Genomic DNA, 16,685 nt, shown 5'->3' with positions numbered 1-16,685 from the left:
CCGGGCAGCGCTGGCCGACCGGACGCGTCTGGGCATCAGCTCCAGAAGGCGTCGCTCTCCTCGATGTCCGCCACGCACTCGTCAATATCGGTGATCTTGCCGCCGACGATGGTGAAGAACAGTCCTCCACCCATCTCGATGCCGCGGTCGCCGCGGTCGGCGCGGATGGTGTGCACCGACATGGCGTGACCACGTCCGTCAACGAAGACCGAACGGAGTTCGACGGCGAGCGTGCCACCCGTCTCCTCCATGAGGCTGCGGTAGTAGTCCATCACGGCCTCTCGGCCCTTGTGGTGCCCCGACAGCTTGCTACTGCCCGGCACGTGGTGGATGACGTCCGCTGTCATCAGCGCGGCGAGGGTGTCGAGGTCTCCCGCCGTGAATGCCTCGTACCCACGATGGACGAGCGCGTAGTCCGGATGCTCCGTCATGGCCTCTCACCCCTTGTACCGCACGGCGTTGGAGCCAGAACCGACCGTTCATCGGCTTTTCTCATCATCCCTCCGGGGCTGTGGATATTCCACGCGGCGACTGGCGAGCAGGTCCCACAATGGCGACATGAACAGCAACGCCAGCACCACCAATGCATCGATGCGGGGTGGCACTTGGTCCATCGGCCCCGAGCCCGTCTGTGGCACTGAGGGCTTCCAGCTGCGCCGTGCCTACTACGCGGAGATAGCGAGCCGGTACTGGCAGAGACCAGCGACGGACGCCGAGGTGGCCCAAGGGCTCGCCGAGGATCCGGGCGAGGAGCTGACACCGCCCACCGGAGAGTTCCTCGTCGGCCGGCTCGCCGGTCGGCCCGCCGCCTGTGTCGGCGTGCGGATGCTGGACGCCACCACCGCCGAGCTGACCCGGGTGTACGTACGCCCCGAAGCCCGGGGCACCGGCGGCGGGGCCGCCCTCCTCGTAGCGGTCGAAGCGGTTGCCCGCACCCTGGGAGCCACCCGGTTGCGACTCGACACCCGAAGCGACCTGATCGAGGCCCGCAGACTTTACGCACGGCACAGATACCGGGAAATCCCCGCGTATAACTCAGGCCGCTATGCGGAGCATTGGTTTGAAAAGCACCTCGCGGCTCAGGCCCCGACGCGACCGACATGTGTCAACGGGAGTCACTGAGCTGGGGCCGAAAGCCCCGGCTTCCCTTCGAACCAGTGGCGACCATAGATTTGCCACATCACATCGGGAGGCGACGAAGTTGATCAAGATGGTGGAGCGACAGCCCGCGGCACAGAAGCTTCTGATCGCCGGATTCTGGCTCTCCCTGCTCGCCCTGGTGGGTTGGCTGCTGAGTGATGCCGTCAGCGCCCGTGCGTCGCAGCAGCCGTGGTGGGACCTCGGCGGTGCTGGTGATTGGGTGGACTTCTACGCACGCGCCATAGCCGCCGGATCTTCGATGGCGGCAAAGATCACCCTCGCCGTGGCGGGCCTCCTACTGGCCCGCGACCTACTCTCCCGCCTGGCAGGGGCCATAGGTCGGCTCCTTCGGCGTGGCCCCGCGGGAGCCTGAGGGCCTGCGCCACCCTCCCGGCGCCATTGGGCCCCTGCCACCCACAGCGGCTCTGGGCAGGCCGCAGTCCTTCACGCCCCCGCGGCGTGATCACGCCTGGGAGCCCGGTCATAGGGTTCCTCGGCATCAGACCCGCAGAGTTCGGCGTTGAGCTCCTCCACCAGTTGGACGAGGTCGGTCGGGCGATCAGGGCCCCACCAATCGCCCAGGAGCTGGGCGAGGGAGTCCTGTCGAGCCGCGGCCAGCCGGTCGGCGGCCCGCAGTCCCCGGTCGGTGAGCACCAGTGTCAGCCCCTCCCGCCGGACGAGTCCGCGCTCCTCGATCTGCCGGGCCCCTTCGGTGACGATCCGCAGCGGCACCGCCGTCCGTTCGGCCAACCGCGAGGGCTCCACCGAGCCGTGCCTCTTGATCCGCAACAGGAGCCAACTGGCTGCGGGCAACAAGTCGTAGCCCGCCCTGGCAGTGATCTTCTCGTACACGTGCTTGCGTCCCTCACGGGTCCCCAGCACCGAGAGCGCTCGGGCAACCTCGTCCCGCGAACTGCGTTGCACCGGATTGGAAGCGAGTGTCTCGCTGACGTCCGGTGCGGTGACGGACGCTCTCAGCGTGTCCTCCTTCATCAGCCAGGCCACCGCGAAGGCCACCAGCACCACCGGCACGGCGAAGAGAAACACATCGGTGATGGAACTGGCGTAGGCGTCGAGCACCGTGGGCTGGAGCTGCGGCGGAAGCTGGGAGATCGCCCGGGGATCGGCCTCCAACTGGTCGACCCCCACGCCTGGGGGGAGTTGCTGACCGGCGAGGGCGGAGGCGAGCTTGCTGTCCAGACGATTGGTGAAGATCGTGCCGAAGACCGCGACCCCGAAGGAGGCGCCGATGGATCGGAAGAAAGTGGCGCCGGAGGTTGCAACTCCCAGGTCCTCGTAGCTGACGGCGTTCTGCACGACGAGCACGAGCACCTGCATCACCAGGCCGAGCCCCGCACCGAAAACGAAGAAGTAGACGCTCATCTCCCAGGTGGAGGTGTTGCGGTGCAGGTTGTGAAGGAGGAGGAGACCGATCGCTGTGACAGCGGTGCCGGAGATCGGGAAGACCTTCCAACGTCCGGTACGGCTCACGATCTGCCCGGAAGCCGTGGAGGTGATGAGCATGCCGAGGACCATCGGCAACATGTGCACCCCCGACATCGTCGGGGAGATGCCCTGAACCACCTGGAGGAAGGTCGGCAGATAGACCATCGCCCCGAACATGGCGAAGCCCACGACGAAACTGATGACCGAGGCAAGACTGAAGGTGCGGATGCGAAAGAGTCCGAGCGGGAGTACGGGCTCCACGGCGCGCCGCTCCACCGAGACGAAGGCGAGGAGCAGGACCACACCGAGCACGGCCAGCCCGATGATCTGCGGCGAGGCCCAGGCCCAGGTGGCTCCGCCCAGCGAGGCGACGAGCACCAGGCAAGTAGCGACAGAGGCGATGAGGAAGGTGCCGAGGTAGTCGATGGTGTGCCTCGCGGAGCGCACCGGGATGTGCAGCGCCCCGGCGATCACGAGCAGGGCGATGACCCCGACGGGGAGGTTGATGTAGAAGACCCAGCGCCACGAGAGGTGGTCGACGAATAGCCCTCCCAACAGCGGGCCGAGCACGCTGGTCGCGCCGAAGACCGCACCGAACAACCCCTGGTACTTGCCGCGCTCGCGGGGCGAGACGATATCGCCCACGATCGCCATGGACAGCACCATCAGGCCACCGCCGCCCAGGCCTTGGAGAGCCCGGAAACCGATCAGTTGGGGCATGTCCTGCGCGATGCCGCACAGTGCCGAACCCACAAGGAAGATGACGATGGCGGACTGGTAGAGCTTCTTGCGGCCGTACTGGTCACCGAGCTTTCCCCAGAGCGGAGTGGCCGCTGTGGAGGCGAGCATGTAGGCGGTGACCACCCAGGACAGGTGGTCCATGCCACCGAGCTCGCTGACGATGGTGGGGAGCGCGGTGGAGACGATGGTCTGGTCGAGGGCGGCGAGTAGCAAGCCCAACATCAGGGCGCCGATGGCCACCAGCACACTACGCCCGGCGTGTTCGCCGGGCGGTAGGGCGGGTCCGCGGTCCGGGTGCGTACCCTCGGTCGTCACTTCCTCCCGCGCCATGGACTCCTCCTTCGGGACGTGCCACGTCTCCATCGTGATGGGGTTGTCCTGTTATGGCCTGTTGGGAGGACGAGGCAGGCTGAGAGGCCTGCATAATCGCTGGCAACAGCCAGGGAGGGATGTACGAGTGAGCGCGGAGCGCTGTCTGAATTGTGATGCCCCTGCCATCGCACCGGGTGTTCCCGCATGCCCTTGTCCGTCGGCCTCCGAGCGCCTTGACGACGCCTGCGCGGACTACGATCCCCTGCGGATACGCCCGTACATAGCCCAGCCTCCGCCGCCTGACGCCACGGGAGCAGCACAGTCAGCGCCGCTGGCGCCACGGCCGGAGCCGTCGCCACGATCGCCGTGGCACGGCCATGAACCTGACCAGCCGCCACCGTCCCGAGCACCTGGGCAGTGGGATCCGTCCGCCCAGGAGACACCGACCACCGAACTGCGCGTCCTACCTGCGCCGGTGCTACCCGGCGGGGCAGCACCCTCGGGGAGGCGCAGCGGGCAGGGCCACGGCACCAGGGGGCGCCGTGGACGCAAGAAGCCGCGCACGGGCCTGCTCCTGACGGGCGCCGGGCTCGTCGGGGTGCTCGCACTGGGCGGGCTCGCGCTGTTGATAACCGACAAGGCCCCCGAGACCGCTGCCGCGCCCTCCCGAGCGAGCGCCTCGGCGCCGAGCCTGAGGCTGGCACCGGGACCGGCGGGGTCCACTGTGGAGCCAGCGGCCTCGATCCGCCCGTCCACGGTGTCGACCTCCCGTGCGCCCTCCTCGCCGCCGCCCACGGCTTCGGCAAGTCCCTCAACGTCCCCGTCCCCTTCCACTCTCCCCACATCGAGCCCTTCGGGTGCGAAGCAGCCCGACCCCACCCGCAGCGCACCCCCACCGTCGAGCCCGAAGCCGCCCGCCGGTGGTCCGGTGCTCTCCCGTGGCGACAAGGGGGACGAAGTGACGGAGCTGCAACTGCGACTGGCGGCCTTTGGGATGTACGACGGAGAGGTCAGTGGAACCTACAGCCGGCAGGTGGAGCGTGCAGTCAAGCGCTTCCAGAGGTCCACGGGGATCACGGAGGACCGCTCGGGGGTCTATGGCACCAAGACGCGCGAGACCCTGGAGACGGTCACCTGGGAGCCCTGATGTCCGGTTGGCGTGCATGACCGTGTACTTTGTATCGTGAAGAAACAAAGTGGTTCCGCCCGCACACCCTGACCGGCGGGCGGAGCCGCTTGTTCTCTTCTTCCGTCTGGAGTTCCCTGGATGCCAGCCACTAACGCCCACCCGACCCCGGAGGTCGCGACCGTGGGCGGCACCGTCACCCTGTCCGCCAAGGCCCTCCTGCTCGACATGGACGGCACCTTGGTCAACTCGGACGCCGTGGTCGAGCGCTGCTGGAGCGACTGGGCGGTCCTCAATGGCCTGGATCCCGAGGAAGCCCTCAAGGTCGTGCACGGCCGCCAGGGGTACGCCACCATGGCCCTGTTGCTGCCGGAACGTCCCATGGAGCTCAACCACAGGGACAACCGCGCGATGCTGGCGCGCGAGACCGCCGATGTCGAGGGCGTCGTGCCCGTCGAAGGCGCCCGCGCCTTCCTCGCCGCACTGGAGGGCCTTCCGCACGCCCTGGTGACCTCGGCCGACGAGACATTGGCCGTGACCCGCATGGCGGCCTGTGCGCTCCCCGTCCCCAGGGTGCGGATCACCGCGGAGCACGTCCATGCGAGCAAGCCGGATCCTGAGGGTTTCCTCAAGGGCGCCGCCGAACTGGGCGTGCCAGCGGCGGACTGCATCGTCTTCGAGGATTCCGGGGCCGGCATCGCCGCCGGCCAGGCCGCGGGGATGCCGGTGGTCGGCGTGGGGCCGCGCGCGGGCGCCTACGGACCGACGGTCCACGTCCCGGATCTGAGCGCGGTGCGCGTCGAGGCGACCCCTGACGGCGGGATCCGCCTGCTCCTCTCACCGTCCGCCTGACCCCCGCCTCCCGGTGACCGGGTCAGGACCGGCCACCGGGGCGACCCCGCGGCACACTCACTGGGCGATCGCTTCGTAGAGACTGAATACGGCTAGAGCACCCATCGCGACCGCGGCAACCCTGGTGATCACGTGGAGCGGCAGGTACTTCATCAGGGTCCGTCCACCCAGGATGCCGATCCCGGCGACTGTCCAGAGGGCCAACACGGCACCGAGGCCGACCGACACCGGGTCGTCGTAGCGGGCCGCCAGGTTCGCGGTCATGATCTGCGTGAGGTCGCCGAACTCGGCCACCAGGATCAGGGTGAAGCCGGCGCCGGAAACCTTCCAGAAGCTCTGGTCCGCCGGCGGCGTCACCGTCTCCTGCCCGTCCGCCTCCTTGAGCAGGAGCATGGCCGCACCCAGTAGGAAGAGGACCCCGACGACCGCCTGGAGCAGTCGCTGGGGCAGCAGCGTCAAAACACTGCCGGCGGCGATGGCGAGGGCGACGTGGAGGGCGAAGGCGGCGGCGACGCCGACGAAGACGTAGGAAGCGCGATAGCGGGCGCCCAGCATCAGACCGGCCAAGGCGGTCTTGTCGGGGAGTTCGGCGAGAAGGACGACGCCGAACACGATCGCCAGGACGGTGAAGCTGATCACAGCGGGTTTACCTCGGTCGGTCGGGCTGCCGCAACCGAGTGACCTAGCTGTTTCCGGGGTCGCTTCGGCTCGACAGCGTCACGGAATCTACGTACGGGACACTGCGGCCGAAGGTCTCGCTGGCACGACCGTCACACACGGATCAGAGTCGGCCTCCGGGCGCCGGCTGGAGCGACCCAGCAGTATGTCGACGGTCCGGCGAAGAGCTACTCCCCTTCTGCTCGGGCAACAGTACGCGAAGTTCCGTCGCGTCGGGCGAGGGCCTTCCGCCTGGCGCCGCGTGCGCAAGCGTCACCGCGTCAGCCGCCCGCCACGCCTCGCCGGGGCGCTTTCCCCTCGCGCCCCCGGACGCCTTGATGAACCCCGACCCTCGCATTGACGTGTCCATGTCGCTAGCTTGTCATCTTTCAACCACCCTCAGGAAACCCGCCACCCCCACGATGACGGGACCCCATCCGGGGCAGTGCAACCAAACCCGCACCCCTGCAAGGGAGTTGCCATCCTCATGCCTGATATCTACGCGCGTGGAACCGCCGTTCTCGCTGCCGCCACCGCACTCGCCGCCACCGCGCTGGCCAGCGCCCCCGTAGCCCTGGCCGCCCCGCCGACCCCGATCAGCGCCGCCACCGCGCGCACATATCTGAGCCAGCTCACCGTCAGGTCGGAAGGCTCCTCCAGCGGCTACAGCCGCTCCCTCTTCCCCCACTGGAGCACCGTCTCCGGCACCTGCAACACCCGCGAGACGGTGCTCAAGCGGGACGGGGTGAACGTGGTCACCAACTCCTCCTGCGCCTCCGTCAGCGGCTCCTGGTACTCCCCTTACGACGGAGCCACCTGGACCCAAGCCTCCGACGTCGATATCGACCACGTCGTGCCGCTGGCAGAGGCCTGGCGCTCGGGAGCCAACAACTGGACGACCGCGGAGCGCCAACAGTTCGCCAACGACCGCTCCCGTCCGCAGCTCATCGCCGTGACGGACAACGTCAACCAGTCCAAGGGCGACCGCGACCCCGCCGAGTGGATGCCGCCACGGGTCGCTTACCGCTGCACCTACGCCCGGATGTGGGTACACGTGAAGCACTACTGGGGCCTGAGCATCGACTCGGCCGAGAAGCAGTCGCTCCACAACACCCTCAGCGACTGCGGACCCACCCTCGGACCCACCAGGAAGACGCACGCGGGACACCCATTCGGAAACTCCGCTCCCCTACGACCCGTTTCGTCACTAACGTCAGAGCCACCAGGGCGGAGGGGGACGAGGCAATGGCGGGACTACGACTGGGACCAATGTTGCGTTACGTCGACTGGGAGGGGGCCGGCACGGCCACCGTCTGGGTCGAGGCCGACCGTCCGTGCACCGCACGGGTCCACTGCGCCGACGGGGCGGGCGGGGCCGCGCGGACCTTCCAGGTGGCTGGACACCACTACGCGCTGATCCAGGTCAACGGACTGACCGCGGGGACCACGACCTCCTATGAGGTTCTGCTCGACGGCCAGCGGGTGTGGCCGCTGACCGAGAGCCAGAGCCCCTTCCCGCCGAGCACCATCACCTCCCCGCGCGGTCGGACCGACGGCGCGGGGAACGCCGAGGCCGTGCGCATCGCCTTCGGCTCATGCCGCTGGGCGGCCCCACCGGCCGACAGCCACGACCGGGTGGGGCCGGACGTCCTGGACACCCTGGCAGCCCGGCTGGCTTGCGACCCCACGGGCGAACGACCTGACGTCCTGCTCCTCCTCGGCGACCAGGTGTACGCCGACCAGACCTCCGAGGCCACCCGGCGGTGGCTGGGCAACCGGCGCGACCTGACCGAACCACCGGGCCCGCAGGTGGCGGACTACGAGGAGTACACGCGCCTGTACTACGAATCCTGGCTGGACCCGGGGGTGCGCTGGCTGCTCTCGACCGTACCCAGCTGCATGATCTTCGACGATCACGACGTCATCGACGACTGGAACACCAGCGCCTCCTGGCTCGCCGAGATGCGCACCCGCCCCTGGTGGCGCGAACGCGTACTCAGCGGCCTCATGTCCTACTGGGTCCACCAGCATCTGGGTAACCTCTCGCCCGCCGATCTGGAAACCGACCCGCTCTACAAGGCCGTCCAGGAGACCCCGGACGGCACCGAAGCACTACGCCGTTTCGCGGCCACCTCGGACATGGACGTCGCCTCGGTGCGTTGGAGCTACCGCCGCGACTTCGGACGCGCTCGCCTGCTGATGGTCGACACCCGAGCTGCGCGGGCGCTGGAGGAGGGCCGGCGGGCCATGCTCGTCGTGGAGGAGGAGGGCTGGCTCCGGGAACAGGCCCTGGCCGGCCAGGTACGAGCCGAGTACGACCACCTGCTCATCGGCTCGTCCCTTCCCTGGCTCCTGCCGCCCCTCGTGCACGAGGCCGAGGCGTGGAACGCCGCGCTCTGCAGATCCGAGCGGGGTGACCGCTGGGCCCGGCTCAGCGAAGCCCTCCGTCGGCGCAGCGACCTGGAGCACTGGGCGGCGTTCCCCGCCTCGTTCGCGCGGCTCGCCGAGCTGATCCGATCCGTGGGGAGCGGGCAGGGGGCGCCCGCGACGGTCTGCGTGCTGTCCGGAGACGTCCATCACGCCTACGTGGCGGAGCCCGACTTCGGTGCCACGGTGTCCGCCCGGATCTTCCAACTGACCTGCTCGCCGGTTCACAACTCGATCCCCGCTTCGATCAGGCTCGGCTTCTGGTTCGGCTGGAACAGGGCCGCGCGCCGGTTGGGCAGGATCTTGCGACGGCACGGACGGGTGGCACCGCCTCCGGTGAAGTGGCGACGCACCGGAGGCCCCTGGTTCGGCAACCAGCTCATGACGTTGACCCTCCACGGCCGCTCCGCGCGGTTGCGACTGGACCAGGCCAGGAAGTCCCGTCGCGGCGGCGCCAAGGCGTCGGGCGCCCGACTGGTGACGGTTGAGGAACGAGAACTGAGCGGGCCCTGACGGAAGGCCCCGGCGGTCGGCTGGATCCCGCGCTCCAGCGAACCCCGAGCGCTTTGTGGGAGAACAGCGGGCGTACGCTGTATGGCTGACCTGCCGCCCCGCCGCTCCCTCGCGACTTCGCGGCACCTGCCGCCCACGCCGCCCAGGACTCGGACCGGGAGACTCGTTGCTTGAGACAGTGGGGCCGCTGACGGGCAGCCCCTGGATCTACGCCGTGGTCGCCCTCTCCATCCTCCTCGACGTCTTCCTTCCGCTGCTGCCCAGCGGAGTGTTGGTGATCACCGCGGCAGCAGCCGCCGCAGCGGCCGTGACCGACGTCGGGGTGGCGGGGCGGGTTCCCCAGGAGGTCCCTGATGTGCTCGGGCTACTGGTGATCGCGACGACGGCGTCCGTACTGGGCGATCTCGTGGCCCACCAGGTCGCTTGGCGGGGTGGGGCACGCTGGGACCGCGCCGTCGCCCGCTCGCGCAGGCTGAGTCGAGCCCAGGAACGCCTCGGCACGGCCCTCAGCCGAGGCGGTGGCGCGCTCGTGGTCATCGCACGCTTCGCCCCCGCCGGCCGCTCGGTGGTCTCCCTCGGCGCAGGTGCAGCCCGACGCCGCGTGGGTGAATTCCTGCCATGGTCGGCACTGGCGGGGGTCGCCTGGGCGGGTTACAGCGTCGGGCTCGGCTACTTCGGCGCGCAATGGCTGGGCGTGACCTGGCTGGCAACTGCTGTGTCGCTGTGCGCCGTGGCGGCGGCCGGCGCGCTGGCTACCTATCTGGTGCGCCGACCCCAGGCCTGAACCCTGCCCTCCGTGGAGACGTCACAGCGCCTCGCGTCGCTTCCCGTGCGTCCCCGGCCGGGCCGTGCGTAAGGGACCTGCGGCACCTGGAGCGAGGCGAGCAGGAACTCCCCCGACCGGGCGAGTCACCTCACCCGTTCACCCGGCAGCGATCGCCGCGGTGGGCATCGGCTCCTAGCGTCCGGAACACGGTGCGCACTCGAATCCGCGACACATCCGTGTCCAACGCGCACTGTTGCCGAGGAGTCCGAGGAGTTCTTGAACATGCGCCCCATGCGTTCCCTGCCCGCCATCAGCGCGGCCACCGCCCTGGCCGCTACGACCCTGGTGATGTCCACCGCCACCTCCGCCTCAGCGAACGACCCTTCGGCCACCGTCTCGCCGAGTTCCGTGACCCCAGGCAGTCGGGTCAGCCTCAACCTCCAGGGCTGTGGCACCAAGACCGGGCGCGCTTCGTCCTCGGCCTTCGGCGATGTGATCCTGCAGCCCGGCAACCTGGAGGCGACCAACCTGGTCGGTGCCGCGACCGTCTACGACAACGCCAGCCCGGGTTCCCACCAGGTTCGGTTCATGTGCGGCATCGGCAGCGGGGTCCAGCCCCGCCCCGTCACGATCAACGTCGTGGCCGGCCCGGCACGCGGTGGGGTGGGGGGCAGCATGAGCTCCGTCAACCCGGCCCATATCGCCATCGGTGGCACCCTGGTGGCAGGGGCCATGGGCGCCGGCGTCTGGGTACTGCGCCGCCGAGCCGAGTCCCGCATCTGAAACCCTGACCCGTGCGGCACCCAAGAAGCACAAGAGGTCCAAGGTCCCTCATTTGAGGCATTTATTCCACTATTACCTGGTGGTGTAACCCGGGAGGCTGAGGAGGGTCAACTCACCTCAGCGCCGAGGAGTCGCCGCCATGTACCGCCCGGAATCCACGGACAGCGTGGGCCGTCCGCAGAAGCCGGCCCCGAGCGTCGCCTCACCGGTCATCGCCGCGGTGGACGGTTCGGAAAACGGGAACCACGCACTGGAATGGGCACTGGCCCAAGCCCGGCTGAGCAACGCCGCCCTCCACATCGTGCATGCCCGCCTGTACGCGAACACGCTGAGTGCCACCGTCGCCGGTGAGCCCTCCCAGGAGGACCCGGTGCTGCGCCGGGTCCGCGCGACGGTCGAGCGTCGCGAAGCGCTGCCCCCCGTCGAGTACCTCTCGCTCCCCGGGGCGCCCGAGGAGGTACTCCCCCAGCTCGGGGACCACGCCCGACTCATGGTGCTCGGCGCCCGAGGACGCGGCGGTTTCGCCAGCCTGCTGCTCGGCTCGAACGGTCTCGCCTGCGCGGGCCGGGCGGCCTGCCCGGTGGTCGTCGTACCGCGTGCCGAGCCTCCCCTGTGGGAACCGCACGGTCAGATCGTCCTCGGCGTGAACGGCACCTGCCCCGACGCGGCCACGACCGCCTTCGCCTTCCAGGAGGCCTCTCGGCGTGGCGCGAAACTGCAGGTCGTCACCGCCTACTCCTGGCCGGGGCCGCTCTCCGACGCCCTCTACGACGAAGAAGCCGCCGAGCAGGAGGTTCGAGCCTCAGCCGAGGCGCACCTGCGCCCCTTCGTCGACTTCCACCCCGAGGTCCCCGTGGAACTCCTGGCGGCCCCCGGCGACGCGGCCGGCCATCTGGTCTCCGCTTCCCAGGCAGCAGACCTGGTGGTCATCGGACGACACCGGCACCGCCCCCTGTCCGCCCAGCTGGGGTCCGTGACGAACGCGGTACTGCTCCACGCCAACTGCCCCGTCGCGGTCATCCCGCCGGCGGAGGGCTCCGTGCCTACGCCCGCACTGCCCGCCGAGAACTGATCCCCGCCGAGCCCAGCAGTCCGCTGCCCGCTCTCGGCACGCCGCGACCCGGATCAGGCGGAGCTCTTCGCCCCGCGCACCTCGATCCCCTCCAGGAGATCTCGGGTCGCCTCAGCCACCGCGTCAACAGCGCGGTCGAAGACCTCACGGTTGTGCGCGGCCGGCAAGCGGAACCCGGAGACCTTGCGCACGTACTGCAGGGCGGCGGCCCGCATCTCCTCCTCCGTCGCCTTCTCGGGGAGGGCCGGCGGACGCAGGGTCTGAATGCTCCGACACATGCCACCAGTATGGCCGCGGTCGCCTCGGGAGGGGGCTCCACGCCCATCGGTGAGCGACCAGCACGCAGCCGAGGGCTCCTCGACCGCCGGGTGCGCGATGGGTGGGGAACCACGGCGCGCCCGTACCCAGCTAAAGCACCCGGGTGGATCTGAGTACCTGCGCTCTGGTCGGCTCCGCGCCAAGCCGGAACGCTTGGGCCATGCGACAACGACCACCGAAGCCCGCTCCCCAACTACTGGCAGTCGTGATGGCTGCGATAGCGCTGGCCGCGTGGGCTGCCTGGCTGGGCTGGGACCAGCATCGCGACGTGCAACCCGATGGTTCGGTGACCGGGCCATACGAGGCGTGGCAAGTGATCGGGCTGGCGCTGACCCTGCTGGTGCCCGTGGCGTGGGCGGCATCCCGGCACTTCCTCGCAAGCTCTGTGCTCGGCGTCACGCTCGGCCTGACCGCTGCCGCCTTCTACGACTGGTCGGACGACTCCAGCGGCCTGTTCGTGGTCGGCGTGGGGATGGTCATGGTGGGGAGCCTCGTCACCACCACCGTGGTTTCCACCGTGATCGCCTCTGTGAAACGCGATGGAGGGCGCGGAGCTTGACGGCATACCGGCCGCGCCGCCCCGACGACCGCCGCTGAGAAGGGTGCAGCGCGCCGCGGTTGCCCACAGGGAAGTACGGGGTGGTCGCTCGGGGGGATATGGCATCGATGTGGCATCCGGTACCAGGAAGGCCCCCCGTTCGAACACGAACGGGGGGCCTCGATGTCTGGTCTGGCCTGCTACGGAGACCTACGTGGGCGCGGACGGTTTCGAACCGCCGACATCTGCTTTGTAAGAGCAGCGCTCTACCCCTGAGCTACGCACCCGTGGATGAGTGGACAGCCTACATGGCAGGGCCTTGGGCGATGCAAACCGCCCGGGCCTGGCGGTCGGCGATGCGACGGTCTGCTGTGTTCGTCTTCGCCAGGTGGGAGAATGAACCGGGCATGGCGGGCTCGGCGGACGATGCGGCACGGGAGAGGGATTGTGACGGCGACTTCCCGGCGGTGGTTCGGTGGACGGGACGAGAGTCGACGGGCCGAGGCCCAAGCTGCGAAGGATGCTGCCGCCGCGGCCTTCTACGAGTTGGACACGGCTCAGCGGGACCTGCGGATCTCCATGGAAACGATCACCGCGGTGGATCGATCCCCGGCGGCCCGGCGGGCGGTCGAAGGCTTCGCGGAGCTGGGCCGGCGCATCGACGAGGCCAGCCACGCATACATCGAGGCCGTGGACGCTCAGGACCTGGACCAGGACGGCCTGGAGGGTGCGGTCGCGATCCGGGCCAAGGAGGACCTCGACCGGGCCAAGGACGGGCTGGTGCAGGTCAGGGCGCAGCTGGACGAGTTCGAGCGTGGCCTGTCCACGCTGCTGGGACAGGCGGAGTCCCAGTTGGCCAGACTGGCGCCCGCCGTCGAGCGGGCCAAGGCCGCGCTGCTCGGCGCGAGCAACGCGCTGAAGGCGGTGCGGTCGCAGGGCATGAAGGCGGACGAGTTGGCCGCCCGGCTCGCGGCGCTGGCGCCTGAACTGACCAGACTGAACCAGGGTGCTGGTCAGCATGGCGTCCAGGAGACCATCCACCGCGCCAACCAGGTGCTGAGAGAGGCCGAGGCGATACGCGCGGAGGCGGAGCGGCTGCCCGAACGCGCGGCGGAGCTGGACCGCCGTCTGGTGTCCCTGCGGACCCGTGCGCAGGCGCTGACCACGCGGACCGGTCAGGTCGACCCGATCCTGAGCGAACTACGCCGACGCTTCAGTGCTGCCTGCTGGCAGGACCTTCAGGCGGTCCCCGAGCAGGCCTCCGGCTCGCTGCGCCAGGCGGAGGAGCGGCTCCAGGAAGCCGGGAAGGCCCGCGGGGAGCAACGCTGGGCGGATGTGGGCGCCCTGTTGGCCACCGTGCGGTCGCTCCTGCAGTCGACGGACGAGGCCGTGTCGGCCGCCGGAGAGCGACTGCGTGTGTTGAACACGGTGGCGTCCGATCCTCAGGAGGAGATCCAGCGGACCCGGTTCGCCATCCGTGATGCACAGCGCCTGGCGATGGAGGGGCGGACGGTACCCGATCCCCGGCAGGCAGGGCCCTTGGACGCCGCGGTGGCGAGGCTGGAGCGTGCGGTGGCCGGGCTCTCCGGGCGTCATCCCGACTACTGGCAGTTCCTTCAGGAGACCGAGGGGGTGCGGCAGGCCGTGGCCCGGGTGGTCGCGGACATCCGGGCCCAGCGCGGTGGCGGGACGGGCTACTGATCCAGGTTCGCGCTGCGGCCGGCGGTGACGGATGCTGGAGCATATGGCGGGTTCCCCCTCGTGGTCCCGCGCCACCGCGATGCTTGCGTGCGGTCTGCTCAGAGGAGGCCGAGATGGCCGGTCATGTGATCCACCTCAAGCCGATCGGCTCTGCGCTCGATGAGCATCTACCCGTCGACCACAAGCTGAGCACGGTGTACCGGGTCGGCGCGGGCCTGATGGGCCTGCTGTTGCTGATCTTCGGCGTTCTCGGGCTGACCCACAACATCGGGTTCTTCGACACGGGCGGGGACACCGTTGCCGGACTCAACACCAACGGGGCCTTGAGTGTTCTGTCCATCCTGGTCGGGGTGCTGCTGTTCGTCGGGATGGTGAGGGGCGGCAACGCCGCCTCAACGCTCAACATCACGCTCGGTGTCCTCTTCATTGCGAGTGGGTTCGTCAACCTCGCCCTACTGGAGACCGGTTTGAACTTCCTGGCTTTCGAGATCCAGAACGTGCTGTTCAGTTTCGTCGTGGGAGTGATGCTGATGTGGTTCGGCATGTACGGACGGGTGGGCAGCGCGCTGCCCCACGACAACCCCTACTGGCGGGCCCGGCATCCGCAGGAGGCCGACAGGGAGGCCCGCAGCCGCCCCGGAAGGAGTCGGTAGCGCCCTTCTCGGCGGGCCGTAGCGAGGCTGGCCCGGGTCCGTCTAGCCTGAGCTCATGCCTCGCTACGAATACAGGTGCCGCACCTGTGGTGACACCTTTGAACTGAACCGTCCGATGGCCGAGTCGGGCGCGCCCGCAAGCTGCCCCACAGGGCACCCCGACACGGTGAAGTTGTTGTCAACGGTCGCCGTCGGCGGCACCGCCAGGGCGACCGCTCCCGCTCCCGCCCCGGGTGGTGGCGGCTGCTGCGGCGGTGGGGGGTGCGGCTAGCGGGGGATCCGGCCGCTTCGGGTGCACCGGCCTTCCGCGGTGGTGCCGATGGCGAACTCCTCCACCCGTTCTGCTCCGGCCGGAGGAGGCCAACCCGCAACAGCCCGGTGGTCCTCAGGTCTCGAAGCGAGCCGCCTCCACGTACTCCGGCTGCGGGTCGAGCGCCGCGGCCAGTCGGAAGTGCCTCTGGGCCTGTGCCGGGCGGCCGGAGCGTTGGAAGGTGCGGGCAAGTGCGAAATGAGCGAAGGCGTTGTCCGGCTCGCGCTCTAGGACGAGCTCGATCTCAAGCTCTGCCGGCCTGAGTTGCGCTGCGGCGAAGAAGGCTCGGGCACGCAGGAGTCGCGCGGCGGTGTTCTCCGGGTGGGCTGCGATCACGGAGTCGAGCAGTTTGACGGCGCCGCGCGGATCTCGCGCCGCGAGCAGTTGCTCCGCCGCACGGAAATCGATGACATGGGTCTGCGGGTTCATCTCGGGCACGCTGGCATCCTTCCCCTCGCCTCGGTTGTTCAACAGCTTCCAGCGGGGTCGTTATTCCGATCTTCGCCGGGTCTGGTGGCCGGCCTGCCGGTACCGCGCCCAGAGGGCGTCGCCCTGATGCCGGTCGCCGCCGGCACCCGACGGGCTGTGTTCCCGGCGCCATCTGCGGCGTTGGGGGCGCGGCCCGTAAGGGACGGGCTCGGAGGGGGCGGCGCCCCCTCCGGGATCAGCGGCGCCTACGGGAGAGGGTCAGACCGTCGGAAATCGTCAGGAGCACGCTCTCCATTCGCTCGTCCTGGGTGACGTGCTCGTTGAAGGCCCGGACCGCGCCCACCGAACCTGTCGCCTCGGGGTCCGTCACCGCTCCGTGGAAGAGCGTGTTGTCAGTGACGATCAGACCGCCCGGTGCCATCCGGGGAACGAGTTCCTCCCAGTAGGCGATATAGCCCTCCTTGTCGGCGTCGAGGTAGGCCATGTCGACGTGCGGCGTCGCGGGCAGGGCTCGCAAGGCCTCCAGAGCGGGACCTATGCGCAGCTCCACACGGTCGGCGACACCCGCGGCCTCCCAGGCCCGCTTGGCATAGGCCGTCCACTCCTCGGAGATGTCACAGGCGATGAGTCGCCCGTCAGCCGGAAGTGCCTGGGCCATGGAAAGCGAGGAGAACCCGGTGAAGGTGCCGACTTCGACGATGTGCCGAGCACCCGTCAGACGGACCAGGAAGGCCAGGAGCGGCCCCTGTTCCTGTGCGGACTGCATCCCGGCGGACTCCGGGAAGCGCGCGTAGGTCGTCTCGATCAGATCCCGCTGCACGGCGTCCAACGGGGGACTGTGGTCGAGCGCATAGGCGTACAACTCATCAGTGATCTTTGTGCTGTTACCCTTGGTCATAGC

General features: G+C 69.3%; 18 protein-coding genes, 1 tRNA gene and 1 pseudogene. 13 read left to right on the top strand and 7 right to left on the bottom strand.

What is annotated here, in order from left to right:
• Nucleotides 1-35 precede the first annotated feature (35 nt).
• Nucleotides 36-431, bottom strand: a complete 396-nt coding sequence (locus tag ACFYMC_RS00930) for a nuclear transport factor 2 family protein (RefSeq protein WP_388516766.1) — start codon at nucleotides 429-431, stop codon at nucleotides 36-38.
• 127 nt (nucleotides 432-558) lie between these two features.
• On the opposite strand from ACFYMC_RS00930, the gene ACFYMC_RS00925 reads away from it, so the two are divergent.
• Nucleotides 559-1,122: a GNAT family N-acetyltransferase gene (locus ACFYMC_RS00925; protein WP_388516763.1), complete on the top strand. Its 564-nt coding sequence runs from the start codon at nucleotides 559-561 to the stop codon at nucleotides 1,120-1,122.
• Between the two features lie 79 nt (nucleotides 1,123-1,201).
• The gene (locus tag ACFYMC_RS00920) at nucleotides 1,202-1,513 is read left to right on the top strand and encodes a hypothetical protein (RefSeq protein ID WP_388516760.1); all 312 of its coding nucleotides are present in this window, start codon (nucleotides 1,202-1,204) and stop codon (nucleotides 1,511-1,513) included.
• 71 nt (nucleotides 1,514-1,584) lie between these two features.
• On the opposite strand, the gene ACFYMC_RS00915 is transcribed toward ACFYMC_RS00920, so the two are convergent.
• On the bottom strand, nucleotides 1,585-3,657 hold the full coding sequence (locus ACFYMC_RS00915; RefSeq protein ID WP_388516757.1) for a DHA2 family efflux MFS transporter permease subunit: 2,073 nt from the start codon (nucleotides 3,655-3,657) through the stop codon (nucleotides 1,585-1,587).
• 940 nt (nucleotides 3,658-4,597) lie between these two features.
• Between ACFYMC_RS00915 and ACFYMC_RS00910 the strand changes: the two genes are divergently transcribed.
• Both ACFYMC_RS00910 and ACFYMC_RS00905 read left to right on the top strand, forming a co-directional pair.
• The gene (locus tag ACFYMC_RS00910; protein WP_388516754.1) at nucleotides 4,598-4,786 is read left to right on the top strand and encodes a peptidoglycan-binding domain-containing protein; all 189 of its coding nucleotides are present in this window, start codon (nucleotides 4,598-4,600) and stop codon (nucleotides 4,784-4,786) included.
• Nucleotides 4,787-4,906: 120 nt separating this feature from the next.
• The gene (locus ACFYMC_RS00905) at nucleotides 4,907-5,617 is read left to right on the top strand and encodes an HAD-IA family hydrolase (RefSeq protein WP_388516751.1); all 711 of its coding nucleotides are present in this window, start codon (nucleotides 4,907-4,909) and stop codon (nucleotides 5,615-5,617) included.
• 57 nt (nucleotides 5,618-5,674) lie between these two features.
• Here ACFYMC_RS00905 and ACFYMC_RS00900 read toward each other — a convergent pair whose 3' ends face one another.
• Nucleotides 5,675-6,256, bottom strand: a complete 582-nt coding sequence (locus ACFYMC_RS00900) for a TMEM165/GDT1 family protein (protein ID WP_388516748.1) — start codon at nucleotides 6,254-6,256, stop codon at nucleotides 5,675-5,677.
• A 505-nt stretch (nucleotides 6,257-6,761) separates the two neighbouring features.
• Between ACFYMC_RS00900 and ACFYMC_RS00895 the strand changes: the two are divergent.
• The 5 genes and pseudogenes from ACFYMC_RS00895 to ACFYMC_RS00875 all read left to right on the top strand — a co-directional run.
• Nucleotides 6,762-7,400 (top strand): annotated as a pseudogene (locus tag ACFYMC_RS00895) (HNH endonuclease family protein); the annotation flags it as partial.
• A gap of 119 nt (nucleotides 7,401-7,519) precedes the next feature.
• Entirely contained in the window at nucleotides 7,520-9,214 is a 1,695-nt protein-coding gene (locus tag ACFYMC_RS00890; RefSeq protein WP_388516745.1) for an alkaline phosphatase D family protein, read from the top strand.
• Between the two features lie 166 nt (nucleotides 9,215-9,380).
• On the top strand, nucleotides 9,381-9,998 hold the full coding sequence (locus ACFYMC_RS00885) for a DedA family protein (RefSeq protein WP_388516742.1): 618 nt from the start codon (nucleotides 9,381-9,383) through the stop codon (nucleotides 9,996-9,998).
• Nucleotides 9,999-10,262: 264 nt separating this feature from the next.
• On the top strand, nucleotides 10,263-10,763 hold the full coding sequence (locus ACFYMC_RS00880) for a hypothetical protein (RefSeq protein ID WP_388516740.1): 501 nt from the start codon (nucleotides 10,263-10,265) through the stop codon (nucleotides 10,761-10,763).
• Nucleotides 10,764-10,902: 139 nt separating this feature from the next.
• Nucleotides 10,903-11,835, top strand: coding sequence for a universal stress protein (locus ACFYMC_RS00875; protein ID WP_388516737.1), 933 nt, complete (start codon nucleotides 10,903-10,905; stop codon nucleotides 11,833-11,835).
• Between the two features lie 53 nt (nucleotides 11,836-11,888).
• Here ACFYMC_RS00875 and ACFYMC_RS00870 read toward each other — a convergent pair whose 3' ends face one another.
• Nucleotides 11,889-12,113, bottom strand: a complete 225-nt coding sequence (locus ACFYMC_RS00870) for a DUF2277 domain-containing protein (protein ID WP_388516735.1) — start codon at nucleotides 12,111-12,113, stop codon at nucleotides 11,889-11,891.
• 200 nt (nucleotides 12,114-12,313) lie between these two features.
• On the opposite strand from ACFYMC_RS00870, the gene ACFYMC_RS00865 reads away from it, so the two are divergent.
• Nucleotides 12,314-12,712 carry a hypothetical protein gene (locus ACFYMC_RS00865; RefSeq protein ID WP_388516732.1) on the top strand — a complete coding sequence of 133 codons (399 nt, stop codon included), beginning with the start codon at nucleotides 12,314-12,316 and terminating at the stop codon, nucleotides 12,710-12,712.
• 194 nt (nucleotides 12,713-12,906) lie between these two features.
• Here ACFYMC_RS00865 and ACFYMC_RS00860 read toward each other — a convergent pair.
• Nucleotides 12,907-12,978 (bottom strand) — tRNA-Val (locus ACFYMC_RS00860).
• Between the two features lie 139 nt (nucleotides 12,979-13,117).
• On the opposite strand from ACFYMC_RS00860, the gene ACFYMC_RS00855 reads away from it, so the two are divergent.
• From ACFYMC_RS00855 to ACFYMC_RS00845, 3 genes are all read left to right on the top strand, one after another.
• Complete coding sequence (locus ACFYMC_RS00855; protein ID WP_388517059.1) at nucleotides 13,118-14,392, top strand: hypothetical protein; 1,275 nt, start codon at nucleotides 13,118-13,120, stop codon at nucleotides 14,390-14,392.
• A gap of 113 nt (nucleotides 14,393-14,505) precedes the next feature.
• The gene (locus tag ACFYMC_RS00850) at nucleotides 14,506-15,045 is read left to right on the top strand and encodes a DUF4383 domain-containing protein (protein ID WP_388516729.1); all 540 of its coding nucleotides are present in this window, start codon (nucleotides 14,506-14,508) and stop codon (nucleotides 15,043-15,045) included.
• 55 nt (nucleotides 15,046-15,100) lie between these two features.
• Nucleotides 15,101-15,316: a zinc ribbon domain-containing protein gene (locus tag ACFYMC_RS00845; protein ID WP_388516726.1), complete on the top strand. Its 216-nt coding sequence runs from the start codon at nucleotides 15,101-15,103 to the stop codon at nucleotides 15,314-15,316.
• A gap of 114 nt (nucleotides 15,317-15,430) precedes the next feature.
• Here the strand turns inward: ACFYMC_RS00845 and ACFYMC_RS00840 are convergent, their stop codons facing one another.
• Both ACFYMC_RS00840 and ACFYMC_RS00835 read right to left on the bottom strand, forming a co-directional pair.
• On the bottom strand, nucleotides 15,431-15,793 hold the full coding sequence (locus ACFYMC_RS00840) for a tetratricopeptide repeat protein (RefSeq protein ID WP_388516723.1): 363 nt from the start codon (nucleotides 15,791-15,793) through the stop codon (nucleotides 15,431-15,433).
• A 226-nt stretch (nucleotides 15,794-16,019) separates the two neighbouring features.
• On the bottom strand, nucleotides 16,020-16,682 hold the full coding sequence (locus tag ACFYMC_RS00835) for an O-methyltransferase (protein ID WP_388516721.1): 663 nt from the start codon (nucleotides 16,680-16,682) through the stop codon (nucleotides 16,020-16,022).
• Nucleotides 16,683-16,685 lie beyond the last annotated feature (3 nt).

The organism is Streptomyces sp. NPDC006879 (assembly GCF_042869595.1).
GTDB lineage: Bacteria > Actinomycetota > Actinomycetes > Streptomycetales > Streptomycetaceae > Streptomyces.
Note: the sequence above shows the minus strand (reverse complement) of the source record. Positions and strands in the feature narration are given on the sequence as shown.

What these genes read in the sequence shown, in the direction of transcription:
- ACFYMC_RS00855 (WP_388517059.1), top strand. Translation starts at nt 13,118, where the DNA reads ATGCGGCACGGGAGAGGGATTGTGACGGCGACTTCCCGGCGGTGGTTC.
- ACFYMC_RS00925 (WP_388516763.1), top strand. Translation starts at nt 559, where the DNA reads ATGAACAGCAACGCCAGCACCACCAATGCATCGATGCGGGGTGGCACT.
- ACFYMC_RS00865 (WP_388516732.1), top strand. Translation starts at nt 12,314, where the DNA reads ATGCGACAACGACCACCGAAGCCCGCTCCCCAACTACTGGCAGTCGTG.
- ACFYMC_RS00930 (WP_388516766.1), bottom strand. Translation starts at nt 431, where the DNA reads ATGACGGAGCATCCGGACTACGCGCTCGTCCATCGTGGGTACGAGGCA.
- ACFYMC_RS00835 (WP_388516721.1), bottom strand. Translation starts at nt 16,682, where the DNA reads ATGACCAAGGGTAACAGCACAAAGATCACTGATGAGTTGTACGCCTAT.
- ACFYMC_RS00870 (WP_388516735.1), bottom strand. Translation starts at nt 12,113, where the DNA reads ATGTGTCGGAGCATTCAGACCCTGCGTCCGCCGGCCCTCCCCGAGAAG.
- ACFYMC_RS00890 (WP_388516745.1), top strand. Translation starts at nt 7,520, where the DNA reads ATGGCGGGACTACGACTGGGACCAATGTTGCGTTACGTCGACTGGGAG.
- ACFYMC_RS00880 (WP_388516740.1), top strand. Translation starts at nt 10,263, where the DNA reads ATGCGCCCCATGCGTTCCCTGCCCGCCATCAGCGCGGCCACCGCCCTG.
- ACFYMC_RS00905 (WP_388516751.1), top strand. Translation starts at nt 4,907, where the DNA reads ATGCCAGCCACTAACGCCCACCCGACCCCGGAGGTCGCGACCGTGGGC.
- ACFYMC_RS00845 (WP_388516726.1), top strand. Translation starts at nt 15,101, where the DNA reads ATGCCTCGCTACGAATACAGGTGCCGCACCTGTGGTGACACCTTTGAA.
- ACFYMC_RS00875 (WP_388516737.1), top strand. Translation starts at nt 10,903, where the DNA reads ATGTACCGCCCGGAATCCACGGACAGCGTGGGCCGTCCGCAGAAGCCG.
- ACFYMC_RS00850 (WP_388516729.1), top strand. Translation starts at nt 14,506, where the DNA reads ATGGCCGGTCATGTGATCCACCTCAAGCCGATCGGCTCTGCGCTCGAT.
- ACFYMC_RS00915 (WP_388516757.1), bottom strand. Translation starts at nt 3,657, where the DNA reads ATGGCGCGGGAGGAAGTGACGACCGAGGGTACGCACCCGGACCGCGGA.